The organism is Cellulomonas iranensis NBRC 101100 = JCM 18110, from assembly GCF_001552375.1.
Lineage (GTDB): Bacteria > Actinomycetota > Actinomycetes > Actinomycetales > Cellulomonadaceae > Cellulomonas > Cellulomonas iranensis.
In genome coordinates this window covers 38,720-56,109 of record NZ_BCRB01000020.1, presented here as the reverse complement: position 1 = coordinate 56,109, position 17,390 = coordinate 38,720, and the positions used below count along the sequence as shown (strand labels likewise).

The 17,390-nt window shown below is 76.1% G+C and carries 16 protein-coding genes and 1 pseudogene; 4 read left to right on the top strand and 13 right to left on the bottom strand.

The window, feature by feature from the left end:
• The 3 genes and pseudogenes from CS2_RS06415 to sigE form a co-directional block, all read right to left on the bottom strand.
• Positions 1 to 285 (bottom strand): annotated as a pseudogene (locus CS2_RS06415) (hypothetical protein); the annotation flags it as partial.
• Positions 282 to 1,193, bottom strand: a complete 912-nt coding sequence (locus tag CS2_RS06410; RefSeq protein ID WP_046530323.1) for a zf-HC2 domain-containing protein — start codon at positions 1,191 to 1,193, stop codon at positions 282 to 284. The gene CS2_RS06410 and the pseudogene CS2_RS06415, both read right to left, overlap by 4 nt.
• The gene (gene sigE / locus CS2_RS06405) at positions 1,190 to 1,804 is read right to left on the bottom strand and encodes an RNA polymerase sigma factor SigE (RefSeq protein WP_070319349.1); all 615 of its coding nucleotides are present in this window, start codon (positions 1,802 to 1,804) and stop codon (positions 1,190 to 1,192) included. The genes CS2_RS06410 and sigE overlap by 4 nt, the downstream gene beginning before the upstream one ends.
• Before the next feature lie 198 nt (positions 1,805 to 2,002).
• Between sigE and CS2_RS06400 the strand changes: the two genes are divergently transcribed.
• Positions 2,003 to 2,635, top strand: coding sequence for an O-methyltransferase (locus tag CS2_RS06400; protein ID WP_046530321.1), 633 nt, complete (start codon positions 2,003 to 2,005; stop codon positions 2,633 to 2,635).
• A 34-nt stretch (positions 2,636 to 2,669) separates the two neighbouring features.
• Here the strand turns inward: CS2_RS06400 and CS2_RS06395 are convergent, their stop codons facing one another.
• The 6 genes from CS2_RS06395 to dapE all read right to left on the bottom strand — a co-directional run bounded on the left by CS2_RS06395 (position 2,670) and on the right by dapE (position 8,862).
• On the bottom strand, positions 2,670 to 4,259 hold the full coding sequence (locus CS2_RS06395; RefSeq protein ID WP_070319348.1) for a leucyl aminopeptidase family protein: 1,590 nt from the start codon (positions 4,257 to 4,259) through the stop codon (positions 2,670 to 2,672).
• Positions 4,260 to 4,269: 10 nt separating this feature from the next.
• Entirely contained in the window at positions 4,270 to 4,437 is a 168-nt protein-coding gene (locus CS2_RS18485; protein WP_082131650.1) for a DUF3117 domain-containing protein, read from the bottom strand.
• A 139-nt stretch (positions 4,438 to 4,576) separates the two neighbouring features.
• Positions 4,577 to 5,875 (bottom strand): hypothetical protein, encoded by a 1,299-nt coding sequence (locus CS2_RS06390; RefSeq protein ID WP_233421089.1) that lies wholly within the window; start codon positions 5,873 to 5,875, stop codon positions 4,577 to 4,579.
• Entirely contained in the window at positions 5,872 to 6,798 is a 927-nt protein-coding gene (folP, locus tag CS2_RS06385) for a dihydropteroate synthase (RefSeq protein WP_070319354.1), read from the bottom strand. Before folP ends, CS2_RS06390 begins: the two co-directional genes overlap by 4 nt.
• Positions 6,795 to 7,676, bottom strand: a complete 882-nt coding sequence (locus CS2_RS06380; RefSeq protein ID WP_082739927.1) for an LOG family protein — start codon at positions 7,674 to 7,676, stop codon at positions 6,795 to 6,797. Before CS2_RS06380 ends, folP begins: the two co-directional genes overlap by 4 nt.
• A gap of 76 nt (positions 7,677 to 7,752) precedes the next feature.
• Positions 7,753 to 8,862: a succinyl-diaminopimelate desuccinylase gene (dapE, locus tag CS2_RS06375; protein ID WP_070319347.1), complete on the bottom strand. Its 1,110-nt coding sequence runs from the start codon at positions 8,860 to 8,862 to the stop codon at positions 7,753 to 7,755.
• A gap of 80 nt (positions 8,863 to 8,942) precedes the next feature.
• Here dapE and dapD point away from each other — a divergent pair, with 80 nt between their 5' ends.
• Positions 8,943 to 9,938, top strand: coding sequence for a 2,3,4,5-tetrahydropyridine-2,6-dicarboxylate N-succinyltransferase (gene dapD, locus CS2_RS06370; RefSeq protein WP_070319346.1), 996 nt, complete (start codon positions 8,943 to 8,945; stop codon positions 9,936 to 9,938).
• A 4-nt stretch (positions 9,939 to 9,942) separates the two neighbouring features.
• A complete protein-coding gene (locus CS2_RS06365; protein ID WP_082131648.1) occupies positions 9,943 to 10,854 on the top strand; it encodes a hypothetical protein in 912 nt (303 codons plus the stop codon).
• Positions 10,855 to 10,888: 34 nt separating this feature from the next.
• Here CS2_RS06365 and CS2_RS06360 read toward each other — a convergent pair whose 3' ends face one another.
• The 3 genes from CS2_RS06360 to fdxA all read right to left on the bottom strand — a co-directional run bounded on the left by CS2_RS06360 (position 10,889) and on the right by fdxA (position 13,930).
• Entirely contained in the window at positions 10,889 to 12,199 is a 1,311-nt protein-coding gene (locus CS2_RS06360; RefSeq protein WP_082131647.1) for a citrate synthase, read from the bottom strand.
• Between the two features lie 229 nt (positions 12,200 to 12,428).
• Complete coding sequence (dapC, locus tag CS2_RS06355) at positions 12,429 to 13,577, bottom strand: succinyldiaminopimelate transaminase (RefSeq protein WP_174524294.1); 1,149 nt, start codon at positions 13,575 to 13,577, stop codon at positions 12,429 to 12,431.
• A 26-nt stretch (positions 13,578 to 13,603) separates the two neighbouring features.
• Positions 13,604 to 13,930 (bottom strand): ferredoxin, encoded by a 327-nt coding sequence (fdxA, locus tag CS2_RS06350; RefSeq protein WP_046530317.1) that lies wholly within the window; start codon positions 13,928 to 13,930, stop codon positions 13,604 to 13,606.
• Positions 13,931 to 14,024: 94 nt separating this feature from the next.
• Here fdxA and CS2_RS06345 point away from each other — a divergent pair, with 94 nt between their 5' ends.
• Positions 14,025 to 14,399, top strand: a complete 375-nt coding sequence (locus CS2_RS06345; protein WP_233421088.1) for a putative acetyltransferase — start codon at positions 14,025 to 14,027, stop codon at positions 14,397 to 14,399.
• A gap of 25 nt (positions 14,400 to 14,424) precedes the next feature.
• Here the strand turns inward: CS2_RS06345 and CS2_RS06340 are convergent, their stop codons facing one another.
• Complete coding sequence (locus CS2_RS06340) at positions 14,425 to 17,340, bottom strand: VanW family protein (RefSeq protein WP_070319345.1); 2,916 nt, start codon at positions 17,338 to 17,340, stop codon at positions 14,425 to 14,427.
• Positions 17,341 to 17,390: the final 50 nt, after the last annotated feature.

Below are 17,390 nucleotides of genomic sequence, written 5' to 3'. Positions count from 1 at the left end.
CCGGCGGCGGACGACCTGCGGCGCGGCGGCGCCGCCGCCGGGTGTCGGCGGGCCGAGCGGCACGGGCGACGCGTGCCCCGGGGCCGTCGCGGGCGGCACGGGTGCGTACCCGGGGTGCGCGCCGGGGACGGGTGCGGCGTGCGCGACCGGCGCGTCCGCGGCGGTCGGGCGCGCGACGTGCCGGTACGACGACGGGGCCGCGAACAGCGGCGCGGACGGCGCCGGGGCGGGCACGGGACCGGTGGCCGCCGGCTCGGCGGGACGCGTCCCGTCGGCGTCGCTCACGGGCGCTCCCACACCGTCGACACGGTCTGCCAGCCGCGGCCGATGCGCCCGGTCATGGTGTCGTCGTAGCCGCCGGCCGGGAAGGCCGCGACGAGCGCGTCGACGTCGCCGTCGTCCTGCGCGGCGACGACCTGCACGACCGTCGCCTCGGACTGCCACGCGACGTGCCAGGGCTCGTACGACAGCACGTGGACCTCGCGACCGCCGATCTCGCGGACGGGGGCGCCCGCGAGCGCGTCGGTGTCGAGGCGTCCCTGCTGCTCCGTCACCACGAACGTGCCGTCGGGGCCCGCGACGTCGACCTCGAGCGTGTCGACGTCGCCAGGCGACCAGCGGATCCCCGCGACGCGCCAGTCGGTGGGCAGGCTCTGCGGGAACGTCCACCCCTGGCCGCGCAGCCGCGACACGGTGTCGTCGTCGGCACGCAGCGTGCGTCCGTCGACCGCGACGGCCGACGGGTGCGCGAGGAGCCCGAGCACCGCCGCGGGGTGGCTCGTGGGGGTCACGACGGGACGGCCGCCGAGGACGAACAGGCTCGCGGCGACCGCGCCCAGCCCCGCCACCGAGCCCACCACGAGGCGCACGGGTGAACGGCGCGCGACGACGTCGCCGCGCAGCGCACGCGTGGCCGCGACGGGCAGCGCGGCGCCGCCGCCGACGGCGAACGGGTCGCACCGGGGCGCGTCCGGCGGCGCCCCCTGCGCGGACAGCGAGAGCAGACGGGCCGTGAGGTCCTCGGTGGGCTGCACCGGCTCCGCGGCCGCGAGCGCGCGCCGCGCGGCACGCGCGTCGGCCAGCTCGCGCGCGCACGCACCGCACAGCGCGACGTGCGCGAGCGCGCGCTCGGTCGCGGCGGGGTCGAGCTGCCCGTCCACGAGCGCGCTGATGCGCGAGCCGAGGTGCATCATCGGGCCACCCCCGCGGGGGCGTCCGCCGTGCCGGTCACGACCCCCGGCAGGGACGCGTCCGGGTCGGCGGACGTCGCGGCGGACGGCCGCCGGTGCTCGAGCGCGACCCGCAGCCGGGCACGGGCCCGGTGGATCCGCGAGCGCACGGTGCCGAGCTTGATGCCCAGCGTGACGGCGATCTCCTCGTACGACAGCCCCTCGATGTCGCACAGCACGACGGCCGCGCGGTACTCGGGCGGCAGCGCGTCGAGCGCGCGCTGCACGTCGTGGTCGAGGTTCCCGTTCTCGAACGCGCGCTCGGGCGTCGCGAGCGCGTCGGGCGAGGCCCAGCGCTCGGTGTCGTCCCCGATGGTCTCGATCCGCACGCGCTGGCGGCGGCGCGCCTGGTCGAGGAACAGGTTGGTCGTGATGCGGTGCAACCACCCCTCGAACGTGCCGGGGCTGTACGTGTGCAGCGACCGGAAGACCCGCACGAACGTCTCCTGCGTGAGGTCCTCGGCGTCGTGCCGGTTGCCGGTCAGGCGGTACGCGAGACGGTAGACGCGCGCCGAGTGCTCGCGGACGATCTCCTCCCACGACGGTGCCTGCCAGTCGGCGGGCTGATCGCTCATGTGCGTGGGTTCTCTCCGGGTCGGGACGCTGACCACCAGTGTCCCAGGTCGACGCCAGGACCTCGACCCGTGTTCGTCGTGGGCGAACCCGTGCGCGCCCGTCCGCCACGCGCGCGCGGTGACCGACGGCCGACGCACCCGGGACTACGCTGACCGGCAGGGACGCCCCCGCCCGGGGCGCACGACGAGGAGGCCGACATCTCCACCGACAAGGCCCAGAGCTGGGTGTACTGCGAGGAGTTCCTCGACGAGGACGACGTGCTGCTGCGGGCCCGCGAGCGCGCGTCGCACCTCGGGTGCACCCCCGTGGCCCCCGGTGCGGGTGCGGCGCTGCGCGTGCTGGCGGCCGCGGTGCAGGCGCGCGCGGTCGTCGAGGTCGGCACCGGTGCCGGCGTCGGCTCGCTCTACCTGCTGCGCGGCATGCCCGCGGACGGCGTGCTCACGACGATCGACATCGAGCTCGAGCACCAGCGCGCCGCCAAGGAGGCGTTCGCCGAGGAGGGCGTCCGCAGCACGCGCACGCGCGCGATCTCGGGCCGCGCGCTGGACGTGCTGCCGCGCCTGACCGACGGCGGCTACGACATGGTCGTCGTCGACGCCGACGTCGAGGGCTACCCGGGCTACGTCGAGCAGGCCGTGCGGCTGCTGCGCCCGGGCGGCGTGCTGGTCGTGGACGACGCGCTCTGGTACGACCGCGTCGCCGACCCGGCGCGCCGCGACGAGACCACGACGACCGTGCGGGACGTCGGCCGGCAGGTCCGTGCGGACGAGCGCCTGGTGCCCGCGCTGCTGCCCACGGGCGACGGCCTGCTGGTGGCCGTGCGACGCTGACCGCTCCCCCGCCGGGGGGCGGCGCGGGCACGCGTCAGACCAGCGCGTCCAGGTACTCCAGGAGCAGCCGGGCGCCGTAGCCGGTCGCGCCCTCGGTGACCTCGTGCTTGTCGGCGGTCGCCCGTGCAGGGCCGGCGATGTCGAGGTGGGCCCAGGTCCGCTCGCCGACGAAGCGCTGCAGGAACAGGGCCGCGGTGATCGAGCCGCCGCCGATCGTGCGGTCCTGCGGCACGTGCCGCAGGTCGGCGACGGACGAGTGCACGGCCTCGGCGTAGTCCGCGACGAGCGGCATCGGCCAGGCGAGCTCGCCCGTGCGCTCACCCGCGGCGGCGAGCGCGGCGACGAGGGCGTCGTCGGTGCCGTACAGCGCGGCGTGCTGCTTGCCGAGGCCGAGGCTCGCGGCGCCCGTGAGCGTCGCGACGTCGAGGAGCACGTCGGGCTCGAGCGTCGCGTCGGCCCACGCGAGCGCGTCGGCGAGCACCAGGCGCCCCTCGGCGTCGGTGTTGGCGATCTCGACGGTCGTGCCGCCGTGCAGCGTCAGCACGTCGCCGGGCCGGTAGGAGGCGGCGCCGACGTGGTTCTCGGCGAGCGGCAGCACGGCGGTCACGCGGTGCGGCACGCGAGAGCGCGCGGCACCGAGGACGGTCGCGAGCGCGACCGCGGCACCGGCCATGTCCGTCTTCATGGGCACCATGGCCTCGCGCGGCTTGATCGACAGACCGCCCGTGTCGTAGGTGATGCCCTTGCCCACGACGACGACGTGCCGGCCCCCGCCGCCCTCCGGCGTGTACGTGAGCCGCACGAGGCGCGGCGGCGAGGCGGAACCGCCGCCCACCGCGAGGATCCCGCCGAACCCGCCCGCGGCGAGCTCGCGCGGGCCGAGCACCTGGACCTCGAGCCCCGCGTCCGTGCCGAGCCGGCGCGCACGGTCCGCGAGCCACGCCGGGTCCTTGACGTTCGAGGGCGTGTTGGCGAGGTCGCGCACGAGCCACGTCGCGGTGGCCCCGGTGCGGGCGGCCTCGACGGCCGTCGCCACCTCGTCGCCGTCCCGCCCGAGCAGCACGAGCTCGGCGGCGCGCGCGGTCGGCGGCTCGGCCGTGACGCGCGGCGTCGTGTACGCCGCGAGCAGGTAGCCCTCGACGACCGCGCGCGCGGCACGTGCGGCGCCGGCGGCGTCGTGGTGGGTCTGCGCGCCGACGGTCGTCGCGACCCGGCCCAGGTCGCGCGTCGCGCGTGCGAGCGCCGCACCCGCACGGCGCAGCGCCGTCGGGCTCTCGTCGCCGACGCCCACGAGCACGAGCCGCGGCGGCAGCCCCGCCCACGGCAGCGCGACGGACGACCCGACGGGCAGCGGCAGGTGCACCGTGAACGCCTCGCCCGCCGCACCCGTGAGCCCGGCGCGCTCCGCCAGCTCGGCGAGGTCGACGCCGTACCGCGCCGCCGCCTGCGGCGTCCCCGAGCGGGGCTGCAGCGCGTCGTCGCCCGGCCGCGGCGGGGCGACCTGCACGGCCACCGCGTCGACCGACCCGTCCGTGAGGAGCGGGGAGTCGACGACGGTGGCGCCGTGCAGCGTGACGAGCGGCGGCGTGCGCAGGGCGGCGGTGCCGGTGGAGCGAGGGCTCATGCGGCGGTCGTCAGCCGACGACGGAGGACAATGCCTCGCCCAGCTCGGCGGCCTCGGTCGCGTTGAGCTCGACCACCAGCCGTCCGCCACCCTCGAGCGGGACGCGCATGACGATGCCGCGACCCTCCTTGGTCACCTCGAGCGGTCCGTCGCCGGTCCTCGGCTTCATCGCGGCCATGCGGCCTCTCCTTCGCCTCGTCTACGGCCGTCCGACGTTCGTCGGCGGCCCCGGCAACCTCACTGGTCAGCCGGTTGTCCGCCGACCATCCTAGTTCACCGAGGGCGGACACCGCCCCGGTGCCCGCACCACGGACCGCTCACGGCGGCCAGTCGCCGTGCGGGTTGAACTCCCACATCTGGCGGATCCACAGCACCTGCAGCCCCAGCATGAGCACGAGGACGGCGCCGAACCACAGCCGACGCGCCCACGGGGGCCGCGTCACTACCCCGGCCGTGACCGCTGCCAGCGGGAACGCGAGCAGCAGGAACCGCGCGAGGCTCGAGCCCGGCTCGATGACCGCGACGATGTACAGCACGTACGCGGCCGACCACGCGTGCAGCTCGGGCCCGACGCGCCACGCGGCCGGCACCAGCAGCACCGCCAGCACGAGCGCCGCACCGGCCGCGACGAGCCACGGCCCGGCGTCGCCGAACCAGAACTGCGGCACGTACGTCCAGCCGTAGAACGGCGTCACCTCGCGGATGCCGCGCCACGCCTCCTGCGTCTGCAGGTAGCCGTCCGGCACCCCCGTCGCCCAGCCGCAGACGGCCGGCCACGCGACGCCCGACACCCCCGCCGCGACCGCGAGCCCGGCGAGGCCGAGGCCGTCGCGCCGCCCGAACGTGTCCTCGCCGCGGCGCGCACGCCACCAGCGCACACCCGCGTGGACCACCACGACGACGGCCATCGGCAGCGCGACCGCGCGCGTGAAGCCGAGCGCCACGACCGCGAGCGCGGCCCAGCCGTACTGCCGCCGCACGATCAGCAGCAGCGACGTCGCGACCAACAGCAGCGCGGCGGACTCGGTGTACGCCACCTGCAGGACCGCGGCCGTCGGGAACGCGCAGACCAGCGCGACCGACGCGAGCGGCAGCCCGGGCCGCGCCGCGACCGCGCGAGGCGCACCCTGCCGGACCACCTCGTGCACGACCAGCGCGGCCGCGGCCGCGAGCACGAGCGAGACGGTCGGCGCCACGACGACCCACGAGCCGCCCGTGAGCGCCATGAGGCCCCGCACGAGCATCGGGTAGAGCGGGAAGAAGGCCCAGGGGTTCTGCTGCACGAGCCCCTGCGCGTCGCGCGGGAGCTCCGCGGGGTAGCCGCTCTCGGCGATCTGCCGGTACCAGCCGCCGTCGTACATGAGCGCGACGTACTCCTGGTACGGCGGGTTGGCGTCGGTCCAGAGGTTCGCCTCCTGGACCGTCGACGTCCACACGAAGACCACGCCCGCGAGCAGCCGCGACGCGGCGAACACGAGCAGCACGTGCACCCACCAGGGCCACGCACGGACGCGCTCCCACCACCCCGCGGGCCGCCGCTCCGGCGCGGCGTCGTGCCCGGTCGCGTCCGCGGCGGCCACGGCGCCGTCGCCGTGCCCGCCCTGCGCCGCGCTCACACCATGCCCCGCAGCGCGACCGCGGGCGCCCGCTCGGCGCGGATCGCCGCGACCATGTCGAGCGTGCGCCGCGTCGCCGCGACGTCGTGCACGCGGAACACGCGCGCACCGAGCCACGCCGCGACCGCCGTCGCGGCGAGCGTGCCCTCGAGCCGCTCGTCGGGCGGCAGGTCGAGCGTCTCCCCCACCAGGTCCTTGCGCGAGATCGCCATGAGCACAGGGTGCCCGATCTGCACGATCTGCGGGGTGCTTCTGAGCAGGTGCAGCGAGTGCCACGTGGTCTTGCCGAAGTCGAGCGTCGCGTCGACGAGCACCGCGGCGGGGTCGACCCCGAGCGCGACCGCCCGCGCGGCCGCGGCCGTCAGCGTGCGGACCACGTCGTCGACGACGCCGTCGAGCGGGTCGACGCCCGGCGGCGCGGGGTACGTGACGCGGAACGGGTCGGTGCGCGGCGTCGCGCCGCCGGTGTGCGAGCACACGACGCCGAGCCCCCGCTCGGCGGCGACCTCGACGAGCCCCGGGTCGTGCCCCGCCCACGTGTCGTTGAGCAGGTCGGCACCCGCGTCGGCGACCGCGCGCGCGACGCCCGCGCGCCACGTGTCCACGCTCACCAGCAGCTCCGGGTGCCGCGCGCGCACGCGCTCGACGACGGGCACGACGCGCGCGACCTCCTCGGCCTCGTCGACCGCCGGACCGCGGCCCGCCCGCACGCCCCCGACGTCCAGCACGTCGGCGCCCTGCTCGACGGCCCTGTCGACGGCCGCGTCGACGTCGTCGTCGCGGTAGCGCGCCGCGGCGTAGAACGAGTCCGGCGTGCGGTTGACGACCGCCATGACGACGGGCCGGTCGGGCGCGAACGTCCGACCGCGCAGCCGCAGCGGCGTCGCACCGGCGGGGACGCCGGGCAGCGGGCCGCTCGTCACCACCCGCCGCCGGCGAGCTGCTCGTCCTGCGGCTCGCCGCCGACGGGCTCCGGGACCGGGCCGCCGCCGGCGACCTGCGCCTCGTGGTTCGCCCGTTCGGTCGCCTCGGCGGCCGCAGCCTCCTCGGCACGGATCTCGGCGTTGCGCCGCACGACGACGTCGACGGCCTCCTCGGCGGTCGACGCGACGTGCAGCAGGTCGACGTCGGCGGCGGCGATCATGCCGTTCTCGAGGACCGGTCCCCGCAGCCACGCGAGCAACCCGTCCCAGTAGTCGCCGCCGAGCAGCACGATCGGGAAGCCCGTGACCTTGTGGGTCTGGACGAGCGTGAGCGCCTCGAACAGCTCGTCGAACGTGCCGAAACCGCCGGGCAGCACGACGAAGCCCTCGGAGTACTTGACGAACATCGTCTTGCGGGCGAAGAAGTAGCGGAAGTTGACGCCGAGGTCGACCCACCGGTTCATGCCCTGCTCGAACGGCAGCTCGATCCCGAGGCCGATCGACAGCCCCTCGGCGTCGGCGGCACCCTTGTTGGCCGCCTCCATGATCCCGGGGCCGCCGCCCGTGATCACCGCGTACCCCGCGTCGACGAGGCCGCGCGAGACGTCCTGCGCCATCGCGTAGTACGGGTCGCCCGGCTTGACGCGTGCCGAGCCGAACACGCTCACGGCGGGCCCGACCTCGGCCAGCGCGCCGAACCCCTCGACGAACTCGCTCTGGATCCGCATGACGCGCCAGGGGTCCGAGTGCAGCCAGGAGGCGCCCTCGCCGCGCGACAGCAGCCGCTGGTCGGAGGTCGTGGCGGGGATCTGGTCGCGCCGCAGCAGCACGGGGCCGCGGCGGTACTCCGGTGCGGGTGCCGACGTCTCGTGGGTCATGGCCCCGAGCCTAGGTGCAGGTGGGACGCGTCGCGGCGGGAAGCGCGCCGCTCGCCGCAGGCCCGGGGACGCCGCGTCAGGCCGTGCCGGGGCCGTCCGGCTGCTCGCCCGTGAGCCACGCGCGCAGCGCGCGGTGGCACAGCTCGATCTGCGCGACGGGCACGCGCTCGTCGTCCTTGTGCGCGAGCAGCGGGTCGCCGGGCCCGAAGTTCACGGCGGGCACCCCGAGCTCGCTGAACCGCGCGACGTCCGTCCAGCCGTACTTGGGCGCCGGGCTGCCCCCGGTCACCGCGAGGACCGCGGCCGCGAAGTCCTGCGCGGCGGGCACGTCGAGCCCGGGGCGGGCGCCCGCGGCCGCGTCGGTGACCTCGATGTCGTAGCCCGCGAACAGGTCGCGCACGTGCGCCACGGCCTCGTCGACCGACCGCGACGGCGCGAACCGGTAGTTGACCGTGACGACGCACGCGTCGGGGATGACGTTGGTCGCGACGCCGCCGCTGATGAGGACCGCGTTGAGGCTCTCGCGGTACGCGAGCCCGTCGACCTCGACCGTCGCGGGCTCGTACGCCTCGAGCCGGCGCAGCACCTCGCCCGCGGCGTGCACCGCGTTGACGCCGACCCACGCGCGCGCCGAGTGCGCCGCGACGCCCGCCAGACGCACCTCGACGCGCAGCGTGCCGTTGCAGCCGCCCTCGAGTCCGCCGTCGCTGGGCTCGCCGAGCACCGCGAAGTCCGCGGCGAGCCACTCGGGGTGGTGCCGCACGACGCGACCCAGGCCGTTGAGCTCGGACGCGACCTCCTCATGGTCGTAGAACACCCACGTCACGTCGTGCACCGGCGCTGTGAGCGACGCGGCGAGGGACAGCGCGACGGCCACGCCGCCCTTCATGTCGACCGTGCCCCGACCCCACAGCACGTCACCCTCGAGGCGCGTCGGCAGGTTCCCCGCGAGCGGCACCGTGTCGAGGTGGCCCGCGACGACCACGCGCCGCTCGCGCCCCAGGTGCGTGCGCGCGACCACGGTGTCGCCGTCGCGCAGCACCTCCAGGTGCGGGTACGCGCGCAGCGCGGCCTCGACCGCGTCCGCGAGGCGCGTCTCGTCACCGCTCACGGACGGCAGGTCGCACACCTGGCGCGTGAGCGTCACGACGTCGGCGGACAGGTCGAGCAGGTCGTCGGCAGCCACGGCGCCGACCCTACGCGCCTGCGCCTCCCGCACCGCGGACGGGCCGCCGTGCGGACGTGGGGGCGCCGTAGGCTGGCGCCATGACCGACCGCACGGCCTGGGGCCTCGGCCTGGCCACCGTCACCGAGTCCGGCACGACCCTCGACGTCTGGTACCCGGCGCCCGCCCTGGGCGAGCCGCCCGCGACCCTCGTCGCCGACGACGCGGCGTCCGTGCACGAGCACGCGCCGGCCGACCTCGCGGCGTGCGAGCGCCACGACGCCGCGCGCCGCGTGCACGTGCGCCTCGTCGCGACCGTCGTCGACCTCGACGCGCCCCCCGCCGGCACGGCCGACGCCTACCTGCGCCTGCACCTGCTCTCGCACCGGCTCGTCGCACCGCACGGGCAGAACCTCGACGGCCTGTTCGCGGCGCTGCCGAACGTCGTGTGGACCGACCGGGGCCCGTGCGCGGTCGACGACTTCGAGGCCACCCGGCTGCGGCTGCGCGCCGCCACCGGCACGACGGCGACCGTGTACGGCGTCGACAAGTTCCCGCGCATGGTCGACTACGTGCTGCCGTCGGGCGTGCGCGTGGCGGACGCCGACCGCGTCCGGCTGGGCGCCCACCTCGCACCGGGCACGACCGTCATGCACGAGGGGTTCGTCAACTTCAACGCGGGCACGCTGGGCACGTCGATGGTCGAGGGCCGCATCTCGGCCGGCGTCGTCGTCGGCGACGGGTCGGACGTCGGCGGCGGCGCGTCGATCATGGGCACGCTGTCCGGCGGTGGCCGCGAGGTCGTGTCGATCGGTGAGCGCTCGCTGCTGGGCGCCAACTCGGGCCTCGGCATCCCGCTCGGCGACGACTGCGTGGTCGAGGCGGGGCTCTACGTGACGGCCGGCACCAAGGTGCGGCTCGTCGGGTTCGACGTCGAGGGCGCCGTCGACGACGGCGACGTGCGCGTCGTGAAGGCCCGTGCGCTGGCCGGGGCCGACAACGTGCTGTTCCGCCGCAACTCGCGCACGGGCGAGGTCGAGGCCGTCGCGCGGTCGGGCGCCGGGGTGCACCTCAACGCGGCCCTGCACGCGAACTGACGCCGTGGCCCGACCCCGCAGGCGCCGTCGTCGTGGCGGCTGCCTGCCCGCGCTCGGCGTCGCCGTCCTCGCGGTGCTCGTCGTGGGGCTGGGCGTCGCGGGGGTCGTCGCGCTGCTCGACCGCGCCCGCCCGGAGCGCCCCGTCGCCGAGCGCTGCGTGGCGCACCTCGACGGCACCGACTGGAGCCTGAGCCCCGACCAGGCGCAGAACGCCGCGCTCGTCTCGTCGCTCGCCGTGCGGCGCGGCCTGCCGGCGCGCGCCGTGACCATCGGCCTCGCGACCGCGCTGCAGGAGTCGCGCCTCGAGAACATCGACTACGGCGACCGCGACTCGATCGGGCTGTTCCAGCAGCGCCCGTCGCAGGGCTGGGGCACGGTCGAGCAGATCATGGACCCCGTCTACTCGACGACCAAGTTCTACGACGGGCTCGAGAAGGTCGCGGGCTACCAGGACATGCCGGTCACGCAGGCCGCGCAGGCCGTGCAGCGCAGCGGCTTCCCCGACGCGTACGCGCAGCACGAGGCCCGGTCGCGCGCGTGGGCCTCGGCGCTGACCGGCTTCTCGCCCGCCGCGCTGCGCTGCACGCTGCGGCCCGTCGAGACGCCGACCGGCACCGGGCCTGTCACCGACCGCGTCGCGCGGGACTGGGGCGACCTGCCCGCCGTGGTGACGCTCGCGGACGGACCGGAGGGCACGGCGTCGACGGTCGACCTCGACGCGACCTCGATCGCGCCGCAGGACGTGCCGCGCGCCGCGTGGGGGCTCGCGCAGTGGGCCGTCGCGGTCGCGCGCGACACGGGCGCCGACGCGGTGACCGTCGCCGACCAGCGGTGGTCGCGCGAGGACCCGACGTGGCGCCCGACCGGTGCGCCCGCGCTGCCGACCGGTCAGGTGCGGGTGACGGTCACGGGCTGACCCGCGGCGCCCGGCACGCGGGCGCCGCCCACCGTCAGCGGTCGGTGACGGGCACGTACGCGCGCTCGGTGGCGCCCGTGTAGACCTGGCGCGGGCGCCCGATCTTGGTCTGCGGGTCGTTCATCATCTCGCGCCACTGGGCGATCCAGCCGGGCATGCGGCCCAGCGCGAACAGCGGCGTGAACATCTGCTCCGAGAAGCCCATCGCCTTGTAGATGAGACCCGTGTAGAAGTCGACGTTCGGGTACAGCTTGCGCGAGACGAAGTAGTCGTCGTGCAGCGCGATCTCCTCGAGGCCCATCGCGATGTCGAGCAGCTCGTCGGTGCTGCCGAGCGCCTGCAGCACCTCGTGGGCGCTCTGCTTCACGATCGCGGCACGCGGGTCGTAGTTCTTGTAGACCCGGTGGCCGAAGCCCATGAGGCGGACGCCGTCCTCCTTGTTCTTCACGCGGCGCATGAAGTCGGTGGCGTCGCCGCCGTTCGCCTTGATCTGGTCGAGCATGCGCAGCACGGCCTCGTTCGCGCCGCCGTGCAGCGGGCCCGAGAGCGCGTTGATGCCGGCCGCGACCGACGCGTACACGTTGGCGTGGCTCGAGCCGACGATGCGGACGGTCGACGTGGAGCAGTTCTGCTCGTGGTCGGCGTGCAGGATCAGCAGCTTGTCGAGCGCGTTGACGACGACCGGGTCCGGGTCCCACTGCTGGTAGGGCACCGCGAACGTCATGCGCAGGAAGTCCTCGACGTATCCGCGCGAGTAGTCCGGGTACAGCAGCGGCTCACCCTTGGCGGTGCGGTGCACGTAGGACGTGATCGTGCGCGTCTTGGCGAGGATGAGGACCGTCGCGAGCTCGACGGTCTCGGGGTCGAACGGGTCGAGCGACTCCGGGTAGAACGTCGACAGCGCGTTGAGCGCCGACGCCATGACCGTCATCGGGTGCGCGCCGCGCGGGAACGAGCCGAGGAACGTGCGGAAGTCCTCGTGGACGAGCGTGTGCCGGTTGACGCGCTCCTCGAACGAGCTGAGCGCGTCGGGCGTCGGCAGCTCGCCGTTGATGAGCAGGTACGCGACCTCGAGGAACGACGAGTGCTCGGCGAGCTGCTCGATCGGGTAGCCGCGGTAGCGCAGGATGCCCGCGTCGCCGTCGATGTAGGTGATCTGCGACTCGCAGGACGCGGTGTTCATGAACCCGGGGTCCACGGTGACCATGCCGGTGTCGCGCAGCAGCGACGAGACGACGATGCCGTCGTTGCCCTCGGTCGCGGGGACCACGGGCAGGTCGTGGGCCTCCCCGCCGACCACGAGCTGGACGGGGGCCTGCACCGGTGCGGTGACGACGTCCGACATGGTGTTCCTTCCTGCGCCGACGAGCGTGCGACCGGCCCCGGCGGGTGCGCCGCGACCATCTTCGGTGGCCGGCGCGCGGTGGTGACCCTCGTCGGCCCGCAGTGACGGTACCTGCGAATCCGGCGTCGTGACGACCGTGCGAACGGACCTTGGTCCGTATGTGACACGCCTCACAGGGAGTAGGGCGTCGGGCCGCGGGCCGCGCGCACGCGACGCGCGACCCGCCGGCTCACGCGCCGGACAGCCGGGCCGCGGCCTGCGCGACGCGCTCGTCGGACGCCGTCAGCGCGACCCGCACGTGACCCGCGGCCGCCGCGCCGTAGAACGCGCCGGGCGCCACCAGCACGCCCAGCGACGCGAGGTCGCGCACCGTCGTCCACGAGTCCTGGAACCCGCCGTCGGGCCGCACCCACAGGTACAGCCCCGCGTGCGAGCGGTCGACGACGTACCCCGCGGCCTCGAGACCGGCCCGCAGGGCACCCCGCCGGCGCCGGTAGCGCTCGCGCTGCTCCGCGACGTGCGCGTCGTCCCCGAGCGCGACCGTCATCGCCGCCTGCACGGGAGCCGGCACGATCATCCCCGCGTGCTTGCGCGTCTCGAGCAGACCCGCGACCAGCGCGCCGTCGCCCGCGACGAACGCGGCCCGGTAGCCCGCGAGGTTCGACTGCTTGGACAGCGAGTACACCGCGAGCAGCCCGGCGGTGTCGCCGCCCGTGACCCGCGGGTCCAGCACGCTCGGCACGCCGTCCGTCGCCCACGGCGCGTCCCACGCGAGCTCGGCGTAGCACTCGTCCGACGCCACGACGACCGGTCGGCCCGTGCGCGCCTGCGCGGCGCGCGCCGCGTCCACCACGGCCCGCAGCTGCGCCACGTCCAGCACCGACCCGTCCGGGTTGCCGGGCGAGTTCAGCCACACGAGGCGCACGTCGTCGCGCTGCGCGAGCACGGCCGCCGGGTCCTCGACCGGCACGGGCGTCGCGCCCGCCAGCCGCGCACCGACGTCGTACGTCGGGTACGCCGTGGCGGGGTGCAGCACGACGTCGCCGGCGCCCAGGCCCAGCAGGGACGGCAGCAGCGCGACGAGCTCCTTCGAGCCCACGGTCGGCAGCACCGCGTCCGCGTCCAGGCCCGGCACGCCGCGCCGGCGCGCGAACCAGTCGACGACCGCCTCGCGCAGCGCGCGCGTGCCGTGCGTCGTCGGGTACCCCGGCGCGTCGGCGGCCGCGGCGAGCGCGTCGCGCACGACCGCGGGCGTCGGGTCGACGGGCGTGCCGACCGACAGGTCGACGATGCCGTCGGGGTGCGCGCGGGCCAGCTCGGCCAGCGGCACGAGCGAGTCCCACGGGAAGTCCGGCAGCGCGCCGGTCAGCAGTCCCACGTGCGCGTCGTCCGCGGTGCGCGGCGTCAGTCGCCGTGCACGCGCAGCGGCAGCGTGGCGATGATCGGGTGGTCGTGCGCGATCTCACCCATCTTCGCGGCGCCGCCGGGCGAGCCGATCTCGTCGAAGAAGTGCACGTTGGCCTCGTAGTACGACGACCACTGCTCGGGGACGTCGTCCTCGTAGTAGATGGCCTCGACCGGGCACACCGGCTCGCAGGCGCCGCAGTCCACGCACTCGTCGGGGTGGATGTACAGCGACCGCTTGCCCTCGTAGATGCAGTCGACCGGACACTCCTCGATGCACGCCTTGTCCTTGACGTCCACGCAGGGTTCGGCGATCACATACGTCACGGCGGGTCCTCCACGGGTGCAGCGGTCGACCTAGTATCCCCCACGTGACCGTCCCGACGAGCCCCCGTCCAACCCCCGACACGCGGTGCACGACGTGAGGCGCGCCACGTGGCGGGACTGGACCCCCGGGACGCGCGTCGTCGTGCGTCGGTTGCGGGACGACCTGCCCGCCGGTGCGCCGACCGGCACGCTGCACGGCGGCGAGCCGCCGTTCACCGACGTCCTCGGCGACGTGCTCGCCGTGGACGACGCCGGGCTCACGGTGCGCACGCGCCGCGGCGACGTCCACGTGCCCGCCGCGGCGGTCGTGCGCGCGAAGACCGTGCCGCCCGCCCCGCCCCGGCGCGCGCCGCGAGCAGCCGCCCCCGGCGGCGCGGACGCCCGGCACGAGGTCGGCGCGGACGTCCGGCACGACGACGGCCACGACCACGGCCGCGCGGACGACGACGGCCCGGACCGCTCGGCCTGAGCCGCCGGTCCGGGCCGTCCGCACGTCAGGGCGTCGCGGGCGCCCCCGGCGCCGGCGGGCTGCCGCACACCACGCGGTTCTGCGGCTTGTACCGCCAGGTCCTCGACTCGGTGTCGACCAGCTCGCCCGCGAGGTACACGCGGCGCGTGTTCGTCACCGTGAAGCCGGGGTTGCCGGCGCTCTGCGGCTGGCACGTCGCCGACTGCGAGTACACGGTCGTCGGCGAGACGACGCCCGAGCGGCCGCTCTTCTCGGTCTCGACCGTGAAGTGCTTGGTGCTCCAGATGCGCACGGTCGCGCGACCGTCGGCCACGTACCCCTGCACGAGTGCGCCGTACGGCGTGTTGTTCTTCCACTTCATGTCGATGACACCCGTGAAGATCGTGGCCTCACGACCCTCGGGGTACCGCTGGAACCACTCCGAGTGCGGCGTGTGCTCGACGTCCTCGAAGCCCGCGAAGTACGCCGCGTTGTACGTCGTGGTCGACACCTGCGACAGGCCGCCGCCCCACGCGTCGGCGTGCTCGCCGTTGACGATCGCACCGGCCTGCACGAACCCGTGCGCGGCGTCCACCGGGCCGAGCGCCTCCGTCAGGCTGAACGTCTCCCCCGGCCGCACGAGCGTCCCGGTGATGTTGCGCAGCCCCGTCGAGATGTTCGACGTGCGGCGCGGCTCGCTCGTCAGGGGCGTCGAGAACTCCGACACGACCTCCTTGACGCCGAGCGCCTCGAGCGCGGCCGTCGTCTCCGCGGGGTCGCTCTCGACCAGGTCCACCGTCGCGAGACGGTTGCCCGTCCCCGACGTCGCGGCCGTCGCGACGGCCGACGCCACGCCCGCCGGGTCCAGCGTCGTGCCGGCGACGCCCGGGACGATCACGGGCGCGCCGTCCTGGAACTCGAAGCGCGCGTCGGACGCCGTCGTGAGCAGGTCCGGCAGCTGGGACAGCATCGCGTCGGTCAGCGCCTGGCCGTCGAGCTGCAGCTCGAGCGTGCCGTCCACCGGCGCGAAGGACGCGTTCGCGGTGAGCGTCGCGACGTCGAGGGTCGCCTGCCGGTCCGCCACCTGCACCGTGACCGGGGCGGCGGCGAGCGGCTGCGCGACCTGCGTGAGCACGCGGTCGGTCTCCGCCTGCGTGATGGCGGGCTCGACGACCGTCGTCGGGAGCTCGACGGGCGTCGGCTGCGTGAGCCAGCCGTCCGCGAGCACGTCGGCCGCACCGGTGACGTCGAGGTCCCAGCCGTCGACCGCCTCGGTCGCGTGCGGCGCGCCGTCGGCGAACACGACGGTGCCGTCGACGGGGGCCAGGACGAGCGACCCGGACAGCTCGGTGAGCGCACCCTCGAGCGCGGTGTCGTCCACCCGGGACACGGGCGGCTGCTCGCGCACGCCGACCAGCTGGCGCCACAGCCGCACGGGCTGCGTGAGGTCCACGCCCGTGAGGCGGGCGACCGTCGCGGGCGCGTCGAGCGCGAGACCGGCCGTCGCGGGGTCGAGCTCCGCCTGCACGTCCTGCGCGACGACCGGCACCGGGCCCGCGGTGCGGTCGGCGAGACCGTCGACGAGGGCCTTCTCCGCCTCGTCCGCCGTCATGCCGCCGATCTCGACGCCCGCGACGGTCGCGCCGCGCGGCACCCGGTCGGCGAGCGCGTAGGACGCCCCGACGTAGCCGGCGGCGAGCAGCACGACGACGCCGCCGACGATCGCGAGCGCGCGCGGCCAGCGCCGCCGGCGCGTCTCCTCGTCGAAGCCGTCGAGCGGCGAGCCCTCGCGCTCGGTCACGGACGTGCGCACGACGGGTCCTCCCGGTGATCCCGGTGCGGCACCCGCACCCTGGGCCGTCGCGGGCCACGCCGTGGTGCGCGCCGCGTCGTCGTCCACGACCGGGGGCAGCACCGCCGTGGCGTCGGGCGGGGTCGTCGTGGCGTCGCTCGCCCCGCCCGCGGCAGGCGCTGCCGGGTCGACGGCCGGACGAGCGGCGGCCTCGGGGACGGTGTCGTCGCGTGCCGCGTCGGCGGTGGGCGCGGTCACGTCCGCGGCCGTCCCGTCGGGGGCGTCGGCGGCGGGCACGGCGTCGCCGGTGGCCGGATCCGCGGACGTGCCGCTCGCCGGGCCCTCGGGCGTGAGCGTGACGCGCGAGCCGTCCTCCGCCAGCGGGCTGCGGGGCAGCGCGTGCGCGGGCACGCCGACGGCCGCCGCGTTGAGCGCGGCGAACGCGAGGGCCGACAGGTCGAGCGGACCGGCGGCCGGGGCCGCGTCGCCGTCGGCGGCCGGCTCCTCGGTCGCGGGCGCCGAGGACTCCTCCTGCCGCTCGGACGGCGCCGCGCCGGGGGCGTCGTCGGCCGCACGATCGGCGACGGCGTGATCGGCGACGCTGTGATCGGCGACCGCGTGATCGGCGACCACGTCGTCGGCGGCGGCACGGACGGCGCCCACGTCGTCCGACGGGGCCGAGCCGTCGCGCTCCGACGCGTCCGGGGCCGGCTCGTCGGCGGGCGGTGCCGTCACCGCGACGTCGTCCCACGAGGGCCAGGCCGTCAGGGGCGCGGCGGGCTCGGGCGCGAGGCTGCGACGCACGGCAGGCTCGGGCGCGTCGCCGGCGGGGGCCGGGTCCTCGCCGTCGTCGTCCGCGAGGGCGGCGTCCGCCGGCTCGGCGGGGGCGGGCACGGCGTCCACCTCGTCCGGCACCGCCGCGCCGGACACCGGCTCGGCGTCCACGGGCGCGGCGTCCGCAGGCGCGACGTCCGCAGGCGCGACGTCGGCGGGCGCGTCGCCCGTCGCCGTCCCGTCCGCGGGCTCGCGCACGGGCGCACCCGCCGTCTGCGCGTCCGCGTCGAGGGCGTCGGCGTGCTCGACGGAGACCCCGTCCTCGTGCGGCCCGGGCACGACGGCGTCGCCCGCCGTGCGCTCGTCCGGTCCGTCGCGGTCGGTCCCGTGCGTCATCGATCCCCCGAGGTGGTGCTTGGGCGCACGCGTTCCGCGCGCGCGGCGAT

What these genes read in the sequence shown, in the direction of transcription:
- CS2_RS06410 (WP_046530323.1), bottom strand. Translation starts at nt 1,193, where the DNA reads ATGATGCACCTCGGCTCGCGCATCAGCGCGCTCGTGGACGGGCAGCTC.
- sigE (WP_070319349.1), bottom strand. Translation starts at nt 1,804, where the DNA reads ATGAGCGATCAGCCCGCCGACTGGCAGGCACCGTCGTGGGAGGAGATC.
- CS2_RS06395 (WP_070319348.1), bottom strand. Translation starts at nt 4,259, where the DNA reads ATGAGCCCTCGCTCCACCGGCACCGCCGCCCTGCGCACGCCGCCGCTC.
- CS2_RS18485 (WP_082131650.1), bottom strand. Translation starts at nt 4,437, where the DNA reads ATGGCCGCGATGAAGCCGAGGACCGGCGACGGACCGCTCGAGGTGACC.
- CS2_RS06380 (WP_082739927.1), bottom strand. Translation starts at nt 7,676, where the DNA reads ATGACCCACGAGACGTCGGCACCCGCACCGGAGTACCGCCGCGGCCCC.
- dapD (WP_070319346.1), top strand. Translation starts at nt 8,943, where the DNA reads ATGACCGACCGCACGGCCTGGGGCCTCGGCCTGGCCACCGTCACCGAG.
- CS2_RS06360 (WP_082131647.1), bottom strand. Translation starts at nt 12,199, where the DNA reads ATGTCGGACGTCGTCACCGCACCGGTGCAGGCCCCCGTCCAGCTCGTG.
- CS2_RS06340 (WP_070319345.1), bottom strand. Translation starts at nt 17,340, where the DNA reads ATGACGCACGGGACCGACCGCGACGGACCGGACGAGCGCACGGCGGGC.